At 61.2% G+C, this 16,341-nt stretch carries 14 protein-coding genes; 8 read left to right on the forward strand and 6 right to left on the reverse strand.

All coding sequences use genetic code 11. The features are described 5' to 3' along the window. Positions 1 to 26: 26 nt before the first annotated feature. Positions 27 to 2,756, reverse strand: coding sequence for an oligosaccharyl transferase, archaeosortase A system-associated (locus QRT08_RS01095; RefSeq protein ID WP_286043727.1), 2,730 nt, complete (start codon positions 2,754 to 2,756; stop codon positions 27 to 29). A 97-nt stretch (positions 2,757 to 2,853) separates the two neighbouring features. Between QRT08_RS01095 and aglG the strand changes: the two genes are divergently transcribed. Further along, on the forward strand, positions 2,854 to 3,813 hold the full coding sequence (gene aglG, locus QRT08_RS01100) for a glucosyl-dolichyl phosphate glucuronosyltransferase (RefSeq protein ID WP_286043728.1): 960 nt from the start codon (positions 2,854 to 2,856) through the stop codon (positions 3,811 to 3,813). On the opposite strand, the gene QRT08_RS01105 is transcribed toward aglG, so the two are convergent. Next, positions 3,805 to 4,695, reverse strand: a complete 891-nt coding sequence (locus QRT08_RS01105) for a glycosyltransferase family 2 protein (protein ID WP_286043729.1) — start codon at positions 4,693 to 4,695, stop codon at positions 3,805 to 3,807. The genes aglG and QRT08_RS01105 overlap by 9 nt on opposite strands. 254 nt (positions 4,696 to 4,949) lie before the next feature. Here QRT08_RS01105 and QRT08_RS18770 point away from each other — a divergent pair, with 254 nt between their 5' ends. Both QRT08_RS18770 and QRT08_RS01115 read left to right on the forward strand, forming a co-directional pair. After that, positions 4,950 to 6,140, forward strand: coding sequence for a glycosyltransferase (locus QRT08_RS18770; RefSeq protein ID WP_286043730.1), 1,191 nt, complete (start codon positions 4,950 to 4,952; stop codon positions 6,138 to 6,140). Positions 6,141 to 6,448: 308 nt separating this feature from the next. Further along, complete coding sequence (locus QRT08_RS01115; protein WP_286043731.1) at positions 6,449 to 7,789, forward strand: polysaccharide pyruvyl transferase family protein; 1,341 nt, start codon at positions 6,449 to 6,451, stop codon at positions 7,787 to 7,789. A 275-nt stretch (positions 7,790 to 8,064) separates the two neighbouring features. Here the strand turns inward: QRT08_RS01115 and QRT08_RS01120 are convergent, their stop codons facing one another. Beyond that, a complete protein-coding gene (locus QRT08_RS01120; protein ID WP_286043732.1) occupies positions 8,065 to 9,045 on the reverse strand; it encodes an alkaline phosphatase family protein in 981 nt (326 codons plus the stop codon). A 124-nt stretch (positions 9,046 to 9,169) separates the two neighbouring features. Between QRT08_RS01120 and QRT08_RS01125 the strand changes: the two genes are divergently transcribed. From QRT08_RS01125 to QRT08_RS01135, 3 genes are all read left to right on the forward strand, one after another. Further along, positions 9,170 to 10,612, forward strand: coding sequence for an oligosaccharide flippase family protein (locus QRT08_RS01125; protein ID WP_286043733.1), 1,443 nt, complete (start codon positions 9,170 to 9,172; stop codon positions 10,610 to 10,612). Between the two features lie 142 nt (positions 10,613 to 10,754). Beyond that, positions 10,755 to 11,708, forward strand: coding sequence for an S-layer glycoprotein N-glycosyltransferase AglJ (gene aglJ, locus QRT08_RS01130; protein WP_286043734.1), 954 nt, complete (start codon positions 10,755 to 10,757; stop codon positions 11,706 to 11,708). 31 nt (positions 11,709 to 11,739) lie between these two features. After that, on the forward strand, positions 11,740 to 11,949 hold the full coding sequence (locus QRT08_RS01135) for a ribbon-helix-helix domain-containing protein (RefSeq protein ID WP_066383217.1): 210 nt from the start codon (positions 11,740 to 11,742) through the stop codon (positions 11,947 to 11,949). Here QRT08_RS01135 and QRT08_RS01140 read toward each other — a convergent pair whose 3' ends face one another. From QRT08_RS01140 to QRT08_RS01150, 3 genes are read right to left on the reverse strand one after another with little or no spacing between them, the layout of a single operon-like run. Beyond that, entirely contained in the window at positions 11,950 to 12,360 is a 411-nt protein-coding gene (locus QRT08_RS01140; protein WP_286043735.1) for a JAB/MPN domain protein-containing protein, read from the reverse strand. It lies immediately after the preceding gene. A gap of 42 nt (positions 12,361 to 12,402) precedes the next feature. Continuing rightward, entirely contained in the window at positions 12,403 to 13,083 is a 681-nt protein-coding gene (locus QRT08_RS01145) for a hypothetical protein (protein WP_286043736.1), read from the reverse strand. A 33-nt stretch (positions 13,084 to 13,116) separates the two neighbouring features. Next, positions 13,117 to 13,983: a helix-turn-helix transcriptional regulator gene (locus tag QRT08_RS01150; RefSeq protein ID WP_286043737.1), complete on the reverse strand. Its 867-nt coding sequence runs from the start codon at positions 13,981 to 13,983 to the stop codon at positions 13,117 to 13,119. Between the two features lie 141 nt (positions 13,984 to 14,124). Between QRT08_RS01150 and QRT08_RS01155 the strand changes: the two genes are divergently transcribed. Both QRT08_RS01155 and QRT08_RS01160 read left to right on the forward strand, forming a co-directional pair. Next, on the forward strand, positions 14,125 to 15,351 hold the full coding sequence (locus QRT08_RS01155; protein ID WP_286043738.1) for an MFS transporter: 1,227 nt from the start codon (positions 14,125 to 14,127) through the stop codon (positions 15,349 to 15,351). Between the two features lie 299 nt (positions 15,352 to 15,650). After that, positions 15,651 to 16,325 (forward strand): VOC family protein, encoded by a 675-nt coding sequence (locus tag QRT08_RS01160; protein WP_286043739.1) that lies wholly within the window; start codon positions 15,651 to 15,653, stop codon positions 16,323 to 16,325. Positions 16,326 to 16,341: the final 16 nt, after the last annotated feature.

Here is a 16,341-nt window from a genome sequence, read left to right on the forward strand (position 1 = left end):
CCCGCAGAGGGCCAAAACCGCACCGATCACTCGCCGTCGGCCGGTCCGTCCTCGTCGGGCGTCCCGCCCTCGACCTCGACCGTCTCGCCCGCGTAGACCGCCTCCTCGGGCACCTCGGCGGTCGTCGTCTCCTCCCCGGCGGTGACCGTGTACTCGCCCTCGGCGACCACGTCGCTGTCGGTGTAGCCCTCCTCGGGTCCGAGGCCCTCCTCGGTCGGGTAGGGCACCGTCAGCTCGTAGCTGCCGTCCTCGGACGCGGTCGTCTCCTGCGTGTAGGTGAACGTCCGATCCGAGGACTCGGCGGTGAGTTCGACCTGCGCCGTGACCGTCTCGCCCGGTCCGGCCTCGCCCACGAGGGTCGCGCCCTCGACGCGCTCGTAGGTCTTGACCGCGCTCTCCTCGCGGACGTCGAAGACCGCGGTGTCGACGACGTCGAGGTTCGGGTTCTCGACCAACTGCTGGAGCCGGTACTGGAGCGCGAGCGTGTACTCCCGGTTGACGAACACCGTCCTCCACTCGCCGTCGCCGTTCTGGACGGCGACGGTCACGAACTGGGTGGTCTCGGGGCTCTCGTGTACGAGCCGGTAGCCCTCCATTCCCGAGGCGTCGTCGTAGTACAGCCGCGAGAGGGTCGTCGCCTCGTAGTTCTCGCCGAGCCCCCGGAGCGTGGCGGTCTCGCCCTCGGCGACGCGGACCTCGCGCTCGTCGAGGTACATCGCGTACTCGGGGCCGGACCACCGGGTCATCGCGGAGAACTTCCCGCCGGCCATCGCGTCGTCGATCATGACGTAGCGCACCTCCTCGCCTCCCTGCTGGGCGGTCCGCCCGTCGACGATGCCTCGAAGCTCCTCGTCGCTGTGGTCGTGGACCGCCCGCTCCGCCGGCAGCGCCTCGAGGAGCAGTTCGCTGCGGCGCTCGTCGTCCGCGAGGAAGAACGCGGCTGCGGCGCGGGCGTTCTGCTGGAACGGGTTGGCGACCGACGCGCGCTCGCCCTGGACCGCGATGAGGTGGCCGTAGTCCCACCACGACAGCACGCCGTAGGCCCCCTCGGGGTAGTCGTAGTCCCCGTCCTCGGGCGGCTCGTAGGCACCGTACAGCGCCATCTCGTCGCCAGCGCCGCCGTAGGTGCCCTGTGGGGGGGTGTGCTCCGAAAGCCACTCGTTCGACCCCTCCCAGGTCAGCGCGTCGTCGCCCGGGCCGCTCTGGCTCGCGGCGGCGACGACGGTGCCGCTCGCGAGCGGCGGGACGAGCGGCCCGAGAAGCACCAGCGCGACGGCGACGAGCACCATCGCCTGATAGCCCTCGAGGCCGCGCGCGCGGTCGAGGACGGACGCGGACCCGGCCGAGAGGCCGGCCCACCCGACCGCCCGGCCGACGAGGTAGGCGTTGAGCACCGCGACCGCGACCGCGAGGTAGTAGTTGAACCGAACCTGCGCCAGCGACGACGAGACCAGAAAGGCCGACCAGACGACGATCAGCAGGTGATCGGCGCGCCGGTCGCGTCCGAGCAACTGTGCCGCCGCCATGTAGGCGAGCGCCGCCATCGCGGTGAAAAAGGCGAGGCCGTACTCCGAGAACATGTGCGCGGTGGCGTTCTCGGGCGGCTGGGCCTCCGCGATGGTCAGCGTCGTGTCGGTCGCGCCGATCGGGACGACCCGCGCCAGGTTGGTCGTGAGCTGGTCGAACAGTCCCGGCAGCGCCACCGCGACGACGCCCAGCCCGACCAGAACGAGCGCGCCAACGGCGGCGGGATAGAGCCGGTCGTCGAGCGCGCGGCGCTCCCACCGGCGGGCGAGCCACGCCAGGAACACGCAGCCACCCGCGACCGCAAACGCGAGCGCGGGCTGGAGCAGGCTGTAGGTCGTCGAGCCGGCGAACCCCCGGACGTCGACCGAGAACAGGAGCAGGACGCCCGCGATCGAGAGCCCCGTCGCACCGACGAAGGCGACGTGGTCCGGGCTCTCGCCGAAGGCGTAGTCGAGGCTCACCGCGACGACGAAGAACACCCCGAGAATGGCGATCAGCAACACGCCCGAGGGCCAGACCCAGACGTAGGCGGCGACGGCGAACCCCGCGAGCGCCGAGGAGAGGAGGACGGACCGGAGACCGACGAAATCGCGCGTTTCGAGCTGTTCGTAGACGGGTTTGTCGCGCTCGGCGATCCGGAGGGCGATCCCGAGCGCGAGGACGGCGAGCGCCATGAACAGCGTCTCGGCGACGTGGTGGTCGGTGAAGCCGACGGTGCTACGCCGGAGGAACGTCCCGGGGAACAGCGCGAGGAGCAGGACGCCCGAGAGGCCCCCGAAGCGCCCGCCCAGGCGCGCGCCGAGGAGGTAGGTTGGGACCGCCACGAGCGCACCCATGACCGCGGGCGCGAGGACGAACACCGCGTTGACGGTCTCGACCGAGGGGTCGCCGAGGCCGACCAGCAGTGCGGCCGTGGCGATCAGCTGGTCGAAGAGGGTGCCGAAGTGGCCGACGCTCGCGCCGTAGGGGAAGTTGGTGAACGTCTCGTAGGGCATCGTTCGCGGCCAGTTCTCGACGGTGTACGTCGTGGTGCGATAGTGGTACCACGGGTCGACGCCCGAGAGCGTGATCCCCCCGTCGCCCACGAACGCCTCGTAGGCCTGTACCCGCACCCAGAGCATGAACGCCACGAGGACGGAGAGGACAGGGACGTGATACCATCGCTTCATCGTCTCGATCATCGCGTCCGTGTCGTAGTTCGCGTGTGCCCACTCCGTACGCTCGCTCATCTCGCTACAGACTTTTCAATAACTGCATAAACCTTGTGTTATCGATGATTTATACTGAACACAAAGGCCTTACCCCTCCGACGGGTTTCGTCCGGTAATGAAGGTCTCCGTCGTCGTCTGCACGTACTCGATGGAGCGCTACGACGCGTTCTCCGAGTGTGTCGAGAGCGTTCTGGACCAGACGCACGAACCGCTGGAGGTAGTGCTCGTCGTCGACGGGAACGAGACGGTGTTCGAACGCGTGTGTGAGGATTTCGGCGGACGACCGGACGTCGTCGTGTACGACAACGACGAGAACCGCGGGATCTCCTACAGCCGGACGAAGGGTGCGGAACTCGCCTCCGGAGAGATCGTCGCGTTCATCGACGACGACGCGGTCGCGGAGCCCAACTGGATCGAGAAGCTGGTACGGGTGTACGAGGGGACCGACGCGGTAGCGGTCGGCGGGCACGTCGCACCCGACTGGGTGACCGAGAAACCCGACTTCTTCCCCGAGGAGTTCTACTGGCTGGTGGGATGTACGGAGAAGGGGTTTGCGAAGGACGGCGAGGAGGTGCGGAACACGTACGGTTCGAACATCTCGTTCAAAAGGGACGTATTTCTGGATGTCGGCGGGTACGACCCCAATACGGGGCGGAAGGGCGACCGGCACGTTCAGGCGCACGAAGCGCCCGTCGGAATCCGCATCCGCGAGCAGTACGGGAGGGGGATGATCTACGTCACGGACGCGCTAGTTCACCACAAGCTGTTCGACTACCGTGGTGACTTCCGGTGGCTGGTGTTCCGGTCGTTCTGGCAGGGTTACTCGAAACGCGTGATGGACCTGCTCTACGAAGAGACGTACGGAGACGAAGGGGATTTCCTGACGGACCTGTTCGTTCGATACCTTCCCGAGCGCGCGAAGAGGGCGGTTCTGGGACCGTCGCTGACGGAGGTCAAACGGATCGTCGCTATTCTGGCGTTCACCGGAGCCGTCGGGCTGGGATATTTATACGGCCTCTTCCGGCGAGACGTGTTACGGGAGAAGACGACGTCATCCAAGCAGGCGTCAGTCTAGCTGCGGCGGTTCTGTCGGGTCCGTTTCGAAGCCGGTCCGTACGGCCTCGGCGGCGTACCCCGCGGCACGGACGCTCGTCAGGATTTTCGAGAGGGCACCGAACGCGATCCGATCACGTCGCGGGAGGTCGCTGTCCGGCGATTTCACTCCGGAGGGCCGGGGCGGGATTCCCGGTTTGCCGTACCGATCGGGGTGGTAGCGCTGGAGCTGACAGTGACCACGACCGACGCGGAGGTCCTTCTTGACGAGTTCGCGCAGCGAGTTCCGCGTCGGGTGATACATCGTGACGTCCTCGGCGAAGTGCATCTCGTAGCCCGCCTCGTGAACGCGGTTGCCGAATTCCTTGTCGCCGCCGGAGGTCAGACGGTGGTCGAAGAGGCCGACGTCCTCGAAGACCTCGCGGCGGACGAAGAGACAGCACGTGGGTGCGAAGTGCTGGTGTTCTAAGTACTGCTTGACCGGAAAGCCTGTGTGGTGGTCGTAGCGGGCCGATAGCGTGGGTTCGTCAGGAAGCGTGAGTTCGACGTTGCAGCCCATGTAGTCGGCGTCGCTCGTGCGGAAGGTTTCGAGGGCGGATTCGAGCCAGTCCTCGGAAACGGTCATGTCGGCGTCGACGAAGGCGAGTATGTCGGAGTCGGCATTTCGGATGCCGGTGTTTCGGGCTGCATAGGAGGACCGAATGTCGGTTTCGGTAAGGTGGGTGATCCGGTCGTCGACGTACTCGTCGATCACGGTCGGCGTCTCGTCCGTGGAGCCGTTATCGACGATGCACAGACGAGCCTGGAATTCGGTGAATTCTGAGCGGATTGACTCAATAGTCGTCCTAACTCCTTTCGGATCGTTGTAAACTGGGACGATAATGGTCACTGTAGAATCGGTCATGGGTTATCAATGGAATTTGTCTATCAGATTTCACGTAACCAATCAACTGCTGATCGTTCTCCGTCGGTGAGTACGACACGTTCAATGAGATGAGAGCCGATATGTCCAGCACTTCCTGTTACGAGAACCTGATTATCCCGCATACATTCTTATTCCAGCCATAGTAGAAAAGATAATTGATGGCTCGATCAGTATTATAGACACACTCTCTCTAACCCGAAATCGTTTTTTCGGGCTACTGTGAGACGTCTCACGTGAACATACTATACTATCTCGATTGGTTCCCAAAACTCTCGCAGAGCTTTATTCTCAATGAGATCTACTATCTCTCTAAGCAGGGCCACAACGTGGCCGTTTTTTCACTCAACGAACCAAATTCGGACGTCGAACATGACGAACTGAACGAGATCGACATTGATCTCGCGTATGCAGACAGGCCGTCGCCAATGTCCATCCCTCGTAATATAGTGGGTGGTATGGTTAACAACCGATCGCCGCGCCAGTCGTACTTCACGGATCCACGCCGCCAACTTGGAGTTCGATTTTTGACCGAGCAGTGTTGGGACTTCATCGACACATTAACCTACGATCTAGATCATATTAATGCTCACTTCCTCCGATGGAATAAAATTCCGGCAGCAACCATCGCGAACGAACTCAATATCTCCTCAAGCCTGACTACACACGCGTACGATCTATACGCGTCTCCTGACGAAAAGACGTTGGTGACAACGTGCAATGCCTTCGATACGGTTCTCACGATTTCGGAGTACAATAAGCGATTTCTGAATGTAGAAGTGGAACCTGACGCCGACATTGAAGTTGTCAGAATGGGGATTCGAACGGAGAAGTTCCAGCCAACGTCAACTCCGACTGATCCTCAATTTTTGACGATCTCAAGGTTCGTAGAGAAGAAGGGAATCGAATACGCACTTTACGCTTTCGCACAGTGCGTCGACGAGTATCCCGAACTGGATTATCGACTCATTGGGTCGGGACCTCGTCGAGAGAAATACGAGTGCATCATCGATCGACTGGGGATAGGCGATAACGTGACATTTCTCGGATCCGTGGATGACGAAAAATTGATTCGAGAACTCGATCAGGCCAGAGCATTCGTTCTTCCGTGTGTCGTTGCAAAGGACGGTGATCGCGATGGAATTCCAGTTGCGATTATGGAAGCGATGGCGATGGAGACACCTGTGGTGACAACAAATGTCTCTGGAATTCCAGAGCTTATAGATGGTAAAGAGAGTGGTTTCCTCTGCTTCGAGCGGTCAGTGGAAGGCCTCGTAAGATCAATTCGAGTCTGTCTCAGGGACCGAAAAGTAGCTGATGCAATGGGTAAGAAAGCTCGTGAAACCGTGAAGTCCAAACATCATACTGATGTAGTCGGGAAGTCGCTTGAATCTGTTTTTCAACGCAATCTTAGAACCGGTCAATGATACTCTCTCGTTTCGTTTGGTGCATTTTCGGACGTTAGAAAGGTCCGTATCTGTCATATGTAGTTGAGCATGAAAAGAGAGGCGAGTGAATTTTTTAGTAGTCGTGGCAGGAAGGAGCCTTAGGAGAGTTTACTTTCTCCCTGTAAACATAATTCGACCGTGTCCGATTGTGTTCATAATCTTTTTCATGATTCTCGACAGTTGATCTGATATGATAGGAGATATATCCGAAATCGACCTTAGAACTTGCCTCATTGTATTATCTGAACCATTTGAATTCACTTTTGCGAGAGTTATTCATCATTCATATGATAGCAACCCGTCCGCGTACCAGAATTCGCGAAGAAGTCACCAACCACGGAGCTAATATTTATTTTCCGATGAGTTCGATAAATATCCTCATTACCGACTATCACTGTGCATCAAACCGCGGCGACGCAGCAATTCTGAAGGGAGTTATTGACGGGCTTCGGACCGAATATCCGGATGCAACGTTTACTGTCGCAACTGAATACCCGAAGGCTGCCGAGGCTATCAACGGTGTCGATGCGATTGAGCAGCGGACGGTTCCCTTCAAACCATACCATGTCCGGAAAAACCCTCTCCTCGGATTAGTTACAGCTAATGCACTCGCGAGCCGGATATTCTCAGACATCCCAGTATCGTCTCAGATCGCATCTAAGCTTAACCTCGTGCCTTATCTTGAGTCGGACCTTATTGTCGCAACTGGCGGCCAATATCTCACGGATAACTATATGCCGAGCAAGATCGGCGCATTCTGGGAGCTATTACTCTGTAAATTACTTGGGAAGCCAGTTGTCCTTTATGCGCAAAGTATCGGTCCACTCAAAGAACAGCCATATGCGTCTATCGGACGGTATGTACTAGACCGAATTGACCTCATTACCGTTCGAGACGAACGATCAAAATCGGTCCTTGAATCACTTGATGTATCTGAAACGCCGATCTACGTAACTGCTGATGCGGCGTTTTCTATGAACCTTGATAATTCGGACGGAACACCACTCCAGCGACGGCGGATCGAATCGATACCATCGCTCGAATCATCTGGACCACTTGTGAGTATCTCTGCGCGAGAGTGGTCGTATTTCGGAGAGGAGGGCGGCCAAAACGAGTACGAACTGTCTGTTGCCGCCTTTGCGGACTGGTTACTCACGGAACAGGACGCGACAGTAGTCTTTATCTCGACATGTACCGGATTCGACGGCTATCACACTGACGATCGGGCGACTGCCAATGCGATTATCAACCGAATGGGAAAGGCTACAGCAGAGAAACCGCAGATTCTCACGGGTGAATACACTCCGACAGAACTATCGGAGTTCTACGGATCAGTTGATCTCCATGTAGGGACTCGGATGCACTCGAATATTCTCGCATTGTTACAGGCGACGCCGGTCATTGGAATCGAATACGAGTTTAAAATGTCAGAATTGATGTATCAGTTTGAACTAGAAGACTACGTCGTCGATATCGACCATGTTACCGCTCCAATGCTTATCGGGACCGTGGAACGCGCGTTCGAAGATATAGATTCGATTGAAAGCCGAATCAAGTCTAACCTTGATCGCATCCGAGCAAGATCTCAAAGAACAGCCAACCTAGTTTCAGAGTGTTTAGATTTGTAATACGCGGTATGAGCATCCTAGATACGTCTGGATGCCAGAGTTGCGAATCGTTCCCTGGTTAATAATCGAATCAGAGAATAGGCGAGATATCACCTCAGAAAAACCAGTTTCGACGAACAATGTCGATAATAGTACGGTAGTCGAGCATCTGAGAGCGTTGGGATACAAATGAGCTAGAGAGCCTTTCCGAAATCTATTTTGAGGAACTGACCGTCATAGTGAAAGAGACTAGAACAATTATTTATTTTTGCTGCCACCCCTTCCTCAAGGCGAGTTCACACGTAACCGAGTGCTTCTAACCGCTCCTCAATGTCGACGTCGGTGTCAGACTGTGCCTCGAGATCCGGTTTCCTCGTTTCCAGATCCTCGGCCGTCGTCTCGATCCACGGCACCTTCTTCACGACGGGATGAGGGAATCCCTCGGGATGGCCGTACGCACCAAACTCTCCGAACGCTTCGCCGTGATCGGACGTGATCGCAACGGTTTCGGCGTCGACGTTCTCGAGTAAGACATCGATCTGGTCTAGGACGACCCGTAGATTGTCCAGATATAGCTCCCAGATCTCCGCCCGCGTGGCATCACCGTCCCGGAGACTCCGCCATGCGCCGGTTTCGATCTCGCTCGGCTCCTCACCGTTCTTCACGGCATTAGCGATGTAGGGGCCATGGGGTTGCATGTAGTGGGCGATGATCCTCGAGTCCTCGTTCGAGCGCCCCCGGTCGATCGCGTGGCCGGTCACGGCGTGGGGTGGCGTCACGCCGAACGTATCGTCACGGTGGGTGTCCCAGACGTCGACAATCTCGTAAAATCCGTCTCCATCGACGACGTTCCAGTCGGTCCAGTAGAACGGAACGTCGATCCGATCCGGAGGAAGCTTTTGATCACGGAACACGAACCCGGAGTGAAAATTGGCTGTGACGTACGTCGTCTTCGCGATCTCATGAGACCATTTCTCCGAGAACGTTTGTGCGAGCCATTCGTGCGAATTGCTTCCCACTGATAGCATACTCTCGACTTCAGTGATGTACTCGTACTCATCAGCAACCTCACGCATCGCGTCTACGCGGCACGCGTCGAGTACGACGAGCAGATCCCAGTCGCGTTCGAAAACGTTCGTTCCGATTGGATACCGAGAGGTAATCGTATACCAGAGTCCCTGATACGGTCGGATGAGCGTTTCTTTCATTGCTCGTTTCGGGTCTTCGTACAGTAGTCGAGCGCTCGAGAGGGACGGCAGATCGAAACCGATGGCCATAAACGAGTTACAGAATACTATATTATAAGCTAGTTGGATTGGAAGAAACAACGATACAAAATACGGATTTAATCCTCCGACAAGATCGAACAAATCCATTACACCAAAGAATACTGATCTACGAATGAGAATCGGACAGACATCTGCAATTCACTTCGTTTCTAACATTCTCGCGTCGGCGATTTCATTCATCGCGGTCATTTACTTCGCACGAGAAGTCGGCGCAGATATACTCGGCCAGTATTACCTCGTCATTGCTTTGCTCGCCTGGCTCAAAATTGCAGGAAAGTTAGGAATTGGTTCTGCGATCGTCAAGCGCGTGAGCGAGAAACGAGAACAGGACCAATATATCGTAGCAGGAGGAATACTCATCGCCACACTCTTTGTGGTGATGGCTGCCGGTTTGCTCCTCTTCCGAGGGCTAGTCGATCGATATATAGGTGTTGAGATCACGGAATACATCGTACTTTTGTTGTTCTCGGTGCTGGTGTACTCGTTTTTCACCTCGGTTCTCAGTGGAAAGCATCTCGTTCACGTCGCTGGGATGCTCGCACCGCTTCGGATCGCGACGAGGAGCCTCCTTCAGATCGGTGCGGTGTTCGTGGGCTTGGGACTGACAGGGATGCTCGTCGGATATGCGGCGGGCTGGTTTTCGGCCGCGCTCATCGCACTGGTCGTGGCCGTCCCGGCGATTGTTCGACCACGAAAACGCCATTTCGTGAGCCTGCTCGAGTACGCGAAATACTCGTGGCTCGGGAGCGTTCAGTCGAAGACCTTCAACTGGATCGACGTCGTCGTGCTCGGCTTCTTCGTCCCTTCGGGACTGATCGGGATCTATTCGGTTGCTTGGAGCGTCGCGATATTCTTCCTCCAGTTCAGTCACTCCATCAGTGCCAGCATATTCCCCGAAATCAGTCGGATTGCCACTGAGGGAGAACGAAAGCAGATCTCCAATATAGTTACTGATGCATCGACCTATACTGGTGTGTTATTGATTCCGGGACTCGTAGGTAGTTCACTTCTCGCAGAGTCCGTACTGCGTATCTACGGTGACGAGTTCACTACTGGTAATGCTGTGCTCGTTCTGTTGATCGCAGCGGTACTCGTCTATAGCTATCAGAAGCCACTACTCATGACGCTAAACGCGATCGATCGTCCCGATCTCGCGTTTCGTGTGAACGGGGCGTTTGTCGTATCGAACGTCGTTCTCAACGTCGTTCTCGTGTATCACTACGGTTGGACTGGAGCCGCAATCGCGACGGGGATTTCGGCCATAATCGGGCTTTCCGTCGCGTACTGGTATCTCTCACGCTTACTCGAATTCGCGTTTCCGTACCGGGAGGTCTCTTATCAATGGATTGCAGCGATGCTCATGGGGGGGATCGTCTACATCGGACGCGAAATTGAACGCAACAATCGACTACTAGAGCACGATTTCGCTACACTCGTCATTCTCGTGTCTATCGGCGCGTTCGTGTATTTCGTTACGTACTTCGCTATCTCGAGGACCTTCCGCACCACCGTTTCGAACAACCTCCCGTTCGATGTCCCCTTTACGTCTAACTAACGGGTGTCCGTATCAACTATATGTCCTCCACGACAGAAGATATTTACATAAGGACTAACTCGTATTTATTCATGCAAGCGTCCTCATACCGTCCGATCCCCTCGCCCATCGAACGACTCCCGGATCTGGTTCGCTAATCAGCATGCAATCGTCGACCACCAGTTCCGCGGAGATAACGACCCCACCACCGCAGTACGACGACGTCTCCGTCGTCCTTCCGACGCTCGACGAGGCCGAAACCATCGGCTCGGTAGTCGATGGCTTTCGTGCGCAGGGGTTCTCCGAGGTCCTCGTCGTCGACGGCAACTCCGAGGACGCCACCAGAGAGATCGCCGCGATCCACGGCGCGCGCGTCGTCATCCAGTCGGGCGAGGGCAAGGGCCAGGCCGTCCGGGAAGCCCTCTCGCACGTCGACACCCCTTATGTCCTGATGGCCGACGGCGACGGCACCTACCGGCCCGAGGACGCCGACGCGATGCTCGAACCCCTCCGGTCGGGCGAGGCCGAACACGTCATCGGCGACCGCTTCGCGGACATGGCCGACGACGCGATGGGGCGGCTGAACCGCGCGGGCAACGGCCTGATCAACCGCGCGTTCGCCTACATCCACGGGCGTGATCTGGGGGACATCCTGAGCGGCTATCGAGCATTTACCCGCGAATCAGCGGAGCGGATGGCGCTGGCCGAGGACGGATTCGGTATCGAGACCGAACTCGCAGTCGAGTGTATGCGCCGGAACGTTCCGACGGCGGTGGTGCCGATCCGCTACGAGCCACGCCCCGAGAGCTCCGACACCAACCTCCGGCCGTTTCGCGACGGGGGGCTCATCGTCCTCACGCTCTACCGGCTCGCGCGCACCCACAACCCGCTGTTCTACTTCGGGAGCGTCGGCATCGCGTCGATGCTCCTGGGGGTCGCGGTCGCGGGCTGGGTCGGCTATCGGTGGGTCGTCCACAGCACCGGCCACGAGGTCATGGCGCTCGTCTCGGCCTCGGCCGTCCTCTTCGGGATGCAACTCGTGATGTTCGGCCTGCTCTCTGACCTGATCGTCACCCTCCACCGCGAACAGATGCGCCGGCTCGACGGGGAGCGATAACGGCTTTGGGCCGCGGTTCTCACGCCCTAACGTGACCGAGTACACCACCGTCTCGATCCCGAAGGATCTCGCGGAACGCGTCGAGGAGACCATCGAGGGCACGAGCTTCCAGTCCACGAGCGACCTCGTGCGGTTCCTGCTTCGGAGCATCGTCATCCAGCACCAGAAACGGGGCGAACTGACCGAGGCGGAGTTCGAGGAGATCGCCGACCAGCTCCGCGATCTGGGCTATCTCAAATAGTCACAGCGTTTCGAGCGGCGGTTCGGCCTCGACGATCTCGAGGGGCTGGCGTGCCCCCCGCCGGTCGAAGGCGGCCAGTTCGTCGATCCCCCATGGCGGCACCGCGACGAGCATCGTCGCGTGCAGGTCGTCGGTGATCGCTACCGCCAGTCGCCCCTGTGGGTGCGAGACGAACCGCCCGTGCGTGCGCCCCGCCGGGGTGGAGAAGTCCATCCCGAAGACCGCGCTCACCGACCCGCCCGCGTCGGGGTGGTAGAAGTGCGTGAAGATCGGCGTCTCGGGCGGACAGCCGAGGTCGACCTCGAACTCGCGGGCGGGCGTCGTGCCGAGGCCCGTGCTGAAGGACTCGGGTTCGGCCTCCTCGGCGAACCCCAGGAGGGCCGTCGCCAGTCCGCGCGTGATGTGGACCACTCGCTCCCCGTACGCGTCCAACAAATATAACTATTCTGCCAGTTACAGCGGGAGGAACGTCTTGAGGCTCTTCGCGTACAGCCGAGGGGTGTTTCGTCGCGACCCCGAGAGCGCCTCCCGGAGCGCCTCCGGCGCCTCGTCCGTAACCGCCTCCCCGTGGCCGACGAGGATCCGCTCGGGGACGAACCCCCGAAGCGCGGTCGGCGGGAACAGCCTCCGGGCGGGGTGGACCCCGAGGCGCTCGCCCGGCGCGCGGAAGAACCCGGCGGTCCCGACGCTCTCGGCGACCACGAGGGTCCCGTTCTCGTCGTCGTACAGTCCGACCTCGGTCCAGAGGGGCGTATCGAGGACCGTGAAGGCCCGATAGCCGGTCCCGGGGAGCGTCTTCGAGAACGTCTCGACGGGCGCGTCGATCTCCCGTCGGGCGTCGGCGAGCGCCTCCGGGACGTACACCGACGCGCCGTGTCGGGCCGCGATGGCGGCGGCGTCGCGCGTGTGGCGATCGAGCAACACGACGACGCCCGCGAGGTCGCCCTCCTCGGCGATCCAGTCGTCCAGATCGGGCGTATCGACCGGGTCGACCAGCCAGACCTCCCCGCCGGAGACGAGCGCGTGGCTCGCGCGTTGCATCTCCTCGTCGGGGAAGGCGATCCAGCCGAACCCGCCCTCGAAACGGTCGATCCGGCGTGCGTCGCCCGCCTCGCCGCCTCGTTTCATCGGCATGGGCGAGGGTAGGGGCTACGGACGCATATATCCTCAGTCGGCCGATCGATCGGTCGGCGTCCGGATCGGGTCCGAGCGGTCCCGGTAGGTCTCGAAGACCCGCTCGGCCCAGCCGCGGGCGATCGCGGACTCCGAGTCGACGAACACGCGCATCGTACCGGTCTCCTCGTCGTAGCCCGCGACGCCGACGCGGTCGTCGAAGATGGCGAGTCCGTACGGGAGCGCCTCGCGCGTTCGAAGCGTCAGATACCCCTCGTCGATGGCTTCGCGGAGGCGCTCGGGGTCCCGATCGAGGAGGCGTTCGACGGCGCTCGGGAGGTAGATGAGTTCTACCTCCGTGCCGTCGAAGAGGTGTTCGTACGCGTCCTCGAGCCCCGGGGGGAACACGTGGGTCGTGTTGAACCCGCGGAAGCCGTCGCTCCCCCGGAGGAGGTGGACGAATCGCGAGAGCGGCGCGTGGGGGTCCTCGGGCGTCGCGGTGGTCACGGTTCCGTCCGCGAACGGCGCGACGACGAACTCCCGGTGGGCCTCACAGATCGACTCGAGCAGCGGGGCGAGCACCGTCGCCGCCCTGAGGTCGCGTTCGAGGTGGAAGACGGCGTCCGCGTACGCCTCGCCCTTTCCCGTCAGAACGAACCGGTTGTCGACGCGGTTCGCGAGATCGCGCTCCCGTAGCCACCGCGTGAACCGGTGGCTCGTCGCCCGGGAGACGCCCAATCGAGCCTGGAGGTCGGGCCGGTCGAGGGGGCCGTCGACCAGCGCTTCGAGGAGGTCGCGGTGGCGAACGACGTCGAGGAGTTCGTCGGTGTCCATCCGCGATCCGAGTTCGTGCGCCGCGACCGGATTGGCGTCCAACTCGCGGGTGGTCTCCAGTATCTCGTCGAGTACGGTGTCTGGCATGCGGATCACGTCGCCGCCGACCGACTACCGAACGTTGGCGTGTCACGGTATTAGCCCTGTCGCAGGCGGTGAGATACCGCTCCGGCGGAGATATCAGTTTCGAGGAATGACTATACGGCCCGTGGCGTCCTCCGTTCGAACATGGATGGAACGACCAAAATCGAGGTACAGACCGACGAACCGGCCGTCCCGTGGCGCTCGCGGACGGTCCAGATCGTGCTGACGAGCACGGCGCTCGCGCCGCTGGGCGTGCCCCTCATCAGCCCCGCGCTCCCGGTGTTCCGGGACGTGTTCGGGATCTCCGACGCACAGGCGAGCCTCCTCGTGAGCACGTACTTCGTCGTGGGAATCGTCCTCTCGCCGTTCATCGGCCTCCTCGCCGATCGGATCGGCCGCAAGCGGGTGCTCGTCGCTGGGCTGGCGACGTTCGGGGTGCTGGGCGGCGCGATGGCGCTCGCGCCGAGCTTCGAGGCCCTGCTCGCGCTCCGTGTCGCCCAGGGGACCGCCGCCGCGGCGATCTTCATCACCACGGTCACGCTGGTCGGCGACACGTTCGACGGCGCCCAGCGCAACGCCGTCCTCGGCGTCAACGTCGCCGTCCTCTCGGCCACCGCCGCCCTGTTCCCGGTGCTCGGCGGGATGCTCGTCGGTATCGCGTGGAACGCCCCGTTTCTCGCGTACCTCGCGGCGCTTCCGGTCGCCGCGTTCGCACAGGTCGCGCTCGACGAACCCGACCGCCCCGCGGGCGGACGCGGAACGGCGTACCTCGTGGACGCCGCGCGGACGGTCCTCACGCCCCCGCTCGTGGCGCTGTTCGCCGTCGCGTTCGTGACGGAGTTCCTCGCGTTCGGCGTGATCTTCACCGCGCTGCCGTTCCTGCTGGCGACGGCGCTGACGCCGGTGCTGATCGGCGCGGTGATCCTGGCGGGGGAGGCGTCGTCGATGGTCGTCGCGACCGCGAGCGGGCGGCTGGCACGCCTCCTCTCGAACGAGTGGCTGATCGCGCTCGGGTTCGCCTGCTACGCGGTCGGCTTCGCGGCCGCGTGGATCGCACCCGGGACGCCGGCGATGCTCGGCGCGGTTCTGGTCATCGGCGCGGGCGTCGGCCTGTTGATGCCGGTCGTCGACGCCGCCGTGAGCGACCGGGTCGACACCGAGTACCTCGCCGGCGCGATGAGCCTCCGCAACAGCACCACGTTCCTCGGACGGACCGCCGGCCCGATCGCGTTCGCCGGTCTGGCGATCTCGGTCGGGTACGGGTACGACTCGCTCCTGCTCGCGTCCAGCCTCGTCGCGGTCCTCGCGGCCCTGATCGCCGCGGGCGTGGGGAACGTCCGCCTCGTTCGCGTGGTCGCCGACCGTGCCTGATACTGTCAGCCGTGGGACGATCACCGTCGGTGGCACGATTCGACAGACAGTAGCCCGATTCGTTCCCGCCCCGATCGTCTCGGATCCACGTACCTATGACCGACAGTAGGAGGCCGGACGGTACGCGATCCGAACCGGCCGCCGTCCGCGGGCGATTCGCGTCGGAAGGGTGGTTTACCGGTTCGCGTCGCTCGATCCGTCGCCGTTCGATCCGGACCTCCGGTACGGGACGACCGCTATTCCGGCGCTTCTGCTCCGTCTTGTTCACGATTTATGCCGATCCGCGTGCATTCTCGGCCATGCTCGACTCCCTTCGGTGGCTCGCCCTCGAGGTCAAGTACCTCGATCGCGCCCGTGACTTCTACACGACCCGTCTCGACCTGCCCGTCGAACGCGAGAGCGACACCGAGGTCGCCCTCGGGGCAGGTGAGACGGAGTTGATCCTGCGCCGACCCACGCGCGTCCCGCGCGGCGGCCTGCACACCCACTACGCCTTCTCCGCGCCGGCCGAGGAGTACGACGGGTGGTGGGACCGCCTCGAGGACCTCGATCCCGACGAACACGTCTTCGGCTCCTCGCGCTCGCTGTACGTCGACGACCCCGACGACCACTGCGTCGAGATCGGTGAGGTCGGCGGGGGCTCGGGAATCACCGGGATCTTCGAGGTGGTACTGGAGGTCGCGGACCTCGATCGCGCCGAGGACTTCTACGCCGACCTCGGCTTCGAGGCCACGGACCGGGGGAGCGACCGTCGGCGGATTCGTCTCGCGGGACCGATGGACCTCGAACTCTGGGAGCCCCAACTAGGCCTCGCGGACGCCCGCGGCGGCGTCCACGTCGATCTGGGCTTCGGGACCCCTGACCCGGAGGGGGCCGCCGATAGGGTCGCTGACCGCGCCTGCGCGGTCGAGTCGCTCGAGGACGGCGTGCGAGTCCTCGATCCCGACGGCCACTATCTGACGTTCGAGGGATAGTGGTGCGGGATCGGCT

Origin of the sequence: Halalkalicoccus sp. NIPERK01 (assembly GCF_030287405.1) — an archaeon.
GTDB lineage: Archaea > Halobacteriota > Halobacteria > Halobacteriales > Halalkalicoccaceae > Halalkalicoccus.

Coding starts and splice junctions, on each gene's coding strand:
- QRT08_RS01095 (WP_286043727.1), bottom strand. CDS start 2,756: ATGAGCGAGCGTACGGAGTGGGCACACGCGAACTACGACACGGACGCG.
- aglG (WP_286043728.1), top strand. CDS start 2,854: ATGAAGGTCTCCGTCGTCGTCTGCACGTACTCGATGGAGCGCTACGAC.
- QRT08_RS01105 (WP_286043729.1), bottom strand. CDS start 4,695: ATGACCGATTCTACAGTGACCATTATCGTCCCAGTTTACAACGATCCG.
- QRT08_RS01115 (WP_286043731.1), top strand. CDS start 6,449: ATGATAGCAACCCGTCCGCGTACCAGAATTCGCGAAGAAGTCACCAAC.
- QRT08_RS01120 (WP_286043732.1), bottom strand. CDS start 9,045: ATGGCCATCGGTTTCGATCTGCCGTCCCTCTCGAGCGCTCGACTACTG.
- QRT08_RS01125 (WP_286043733.1), top strand. CDS start 9,170: ATGAGAATCGGACAGACATCTGCAATTCACTTCGTTTCTAACATTCTC.
- aglJ (WP_286043734.1), top strand. CDS start 10,755: ATGCAATCGTCGACCACCAGTTCCGCGGAGATAACGACCCCACCACCG.
- QRT08_RS01145 (WP_286043736.1), bottom strand. CDS start 13,083: ATGCCGATGAAACGAGGCGGCGAGGCGGGCGACGCACGCCGGATCGAC.
- QRT08_RS01150 (WP_286043737.1), bottom strand. CDS start 13,983: ATGCCAGACACCGTACTCGACGAGATACTGGAGACCACCCGCGAGTTG.
- QRT08_RS01155 (WP_286043738.1), top strand. CDS start 14,125: ATGGATGGAACGACCAAAATCGAGGTACAGACCGACGAACCGGCCGTC.
- QRT08_RS01160 (WP_286043739.1), top strand. CDS start 15,651: ATGCTCGACTCCCTTCGGTGGCTCGCCCTCGAGGTCAAGTACCTCGAT.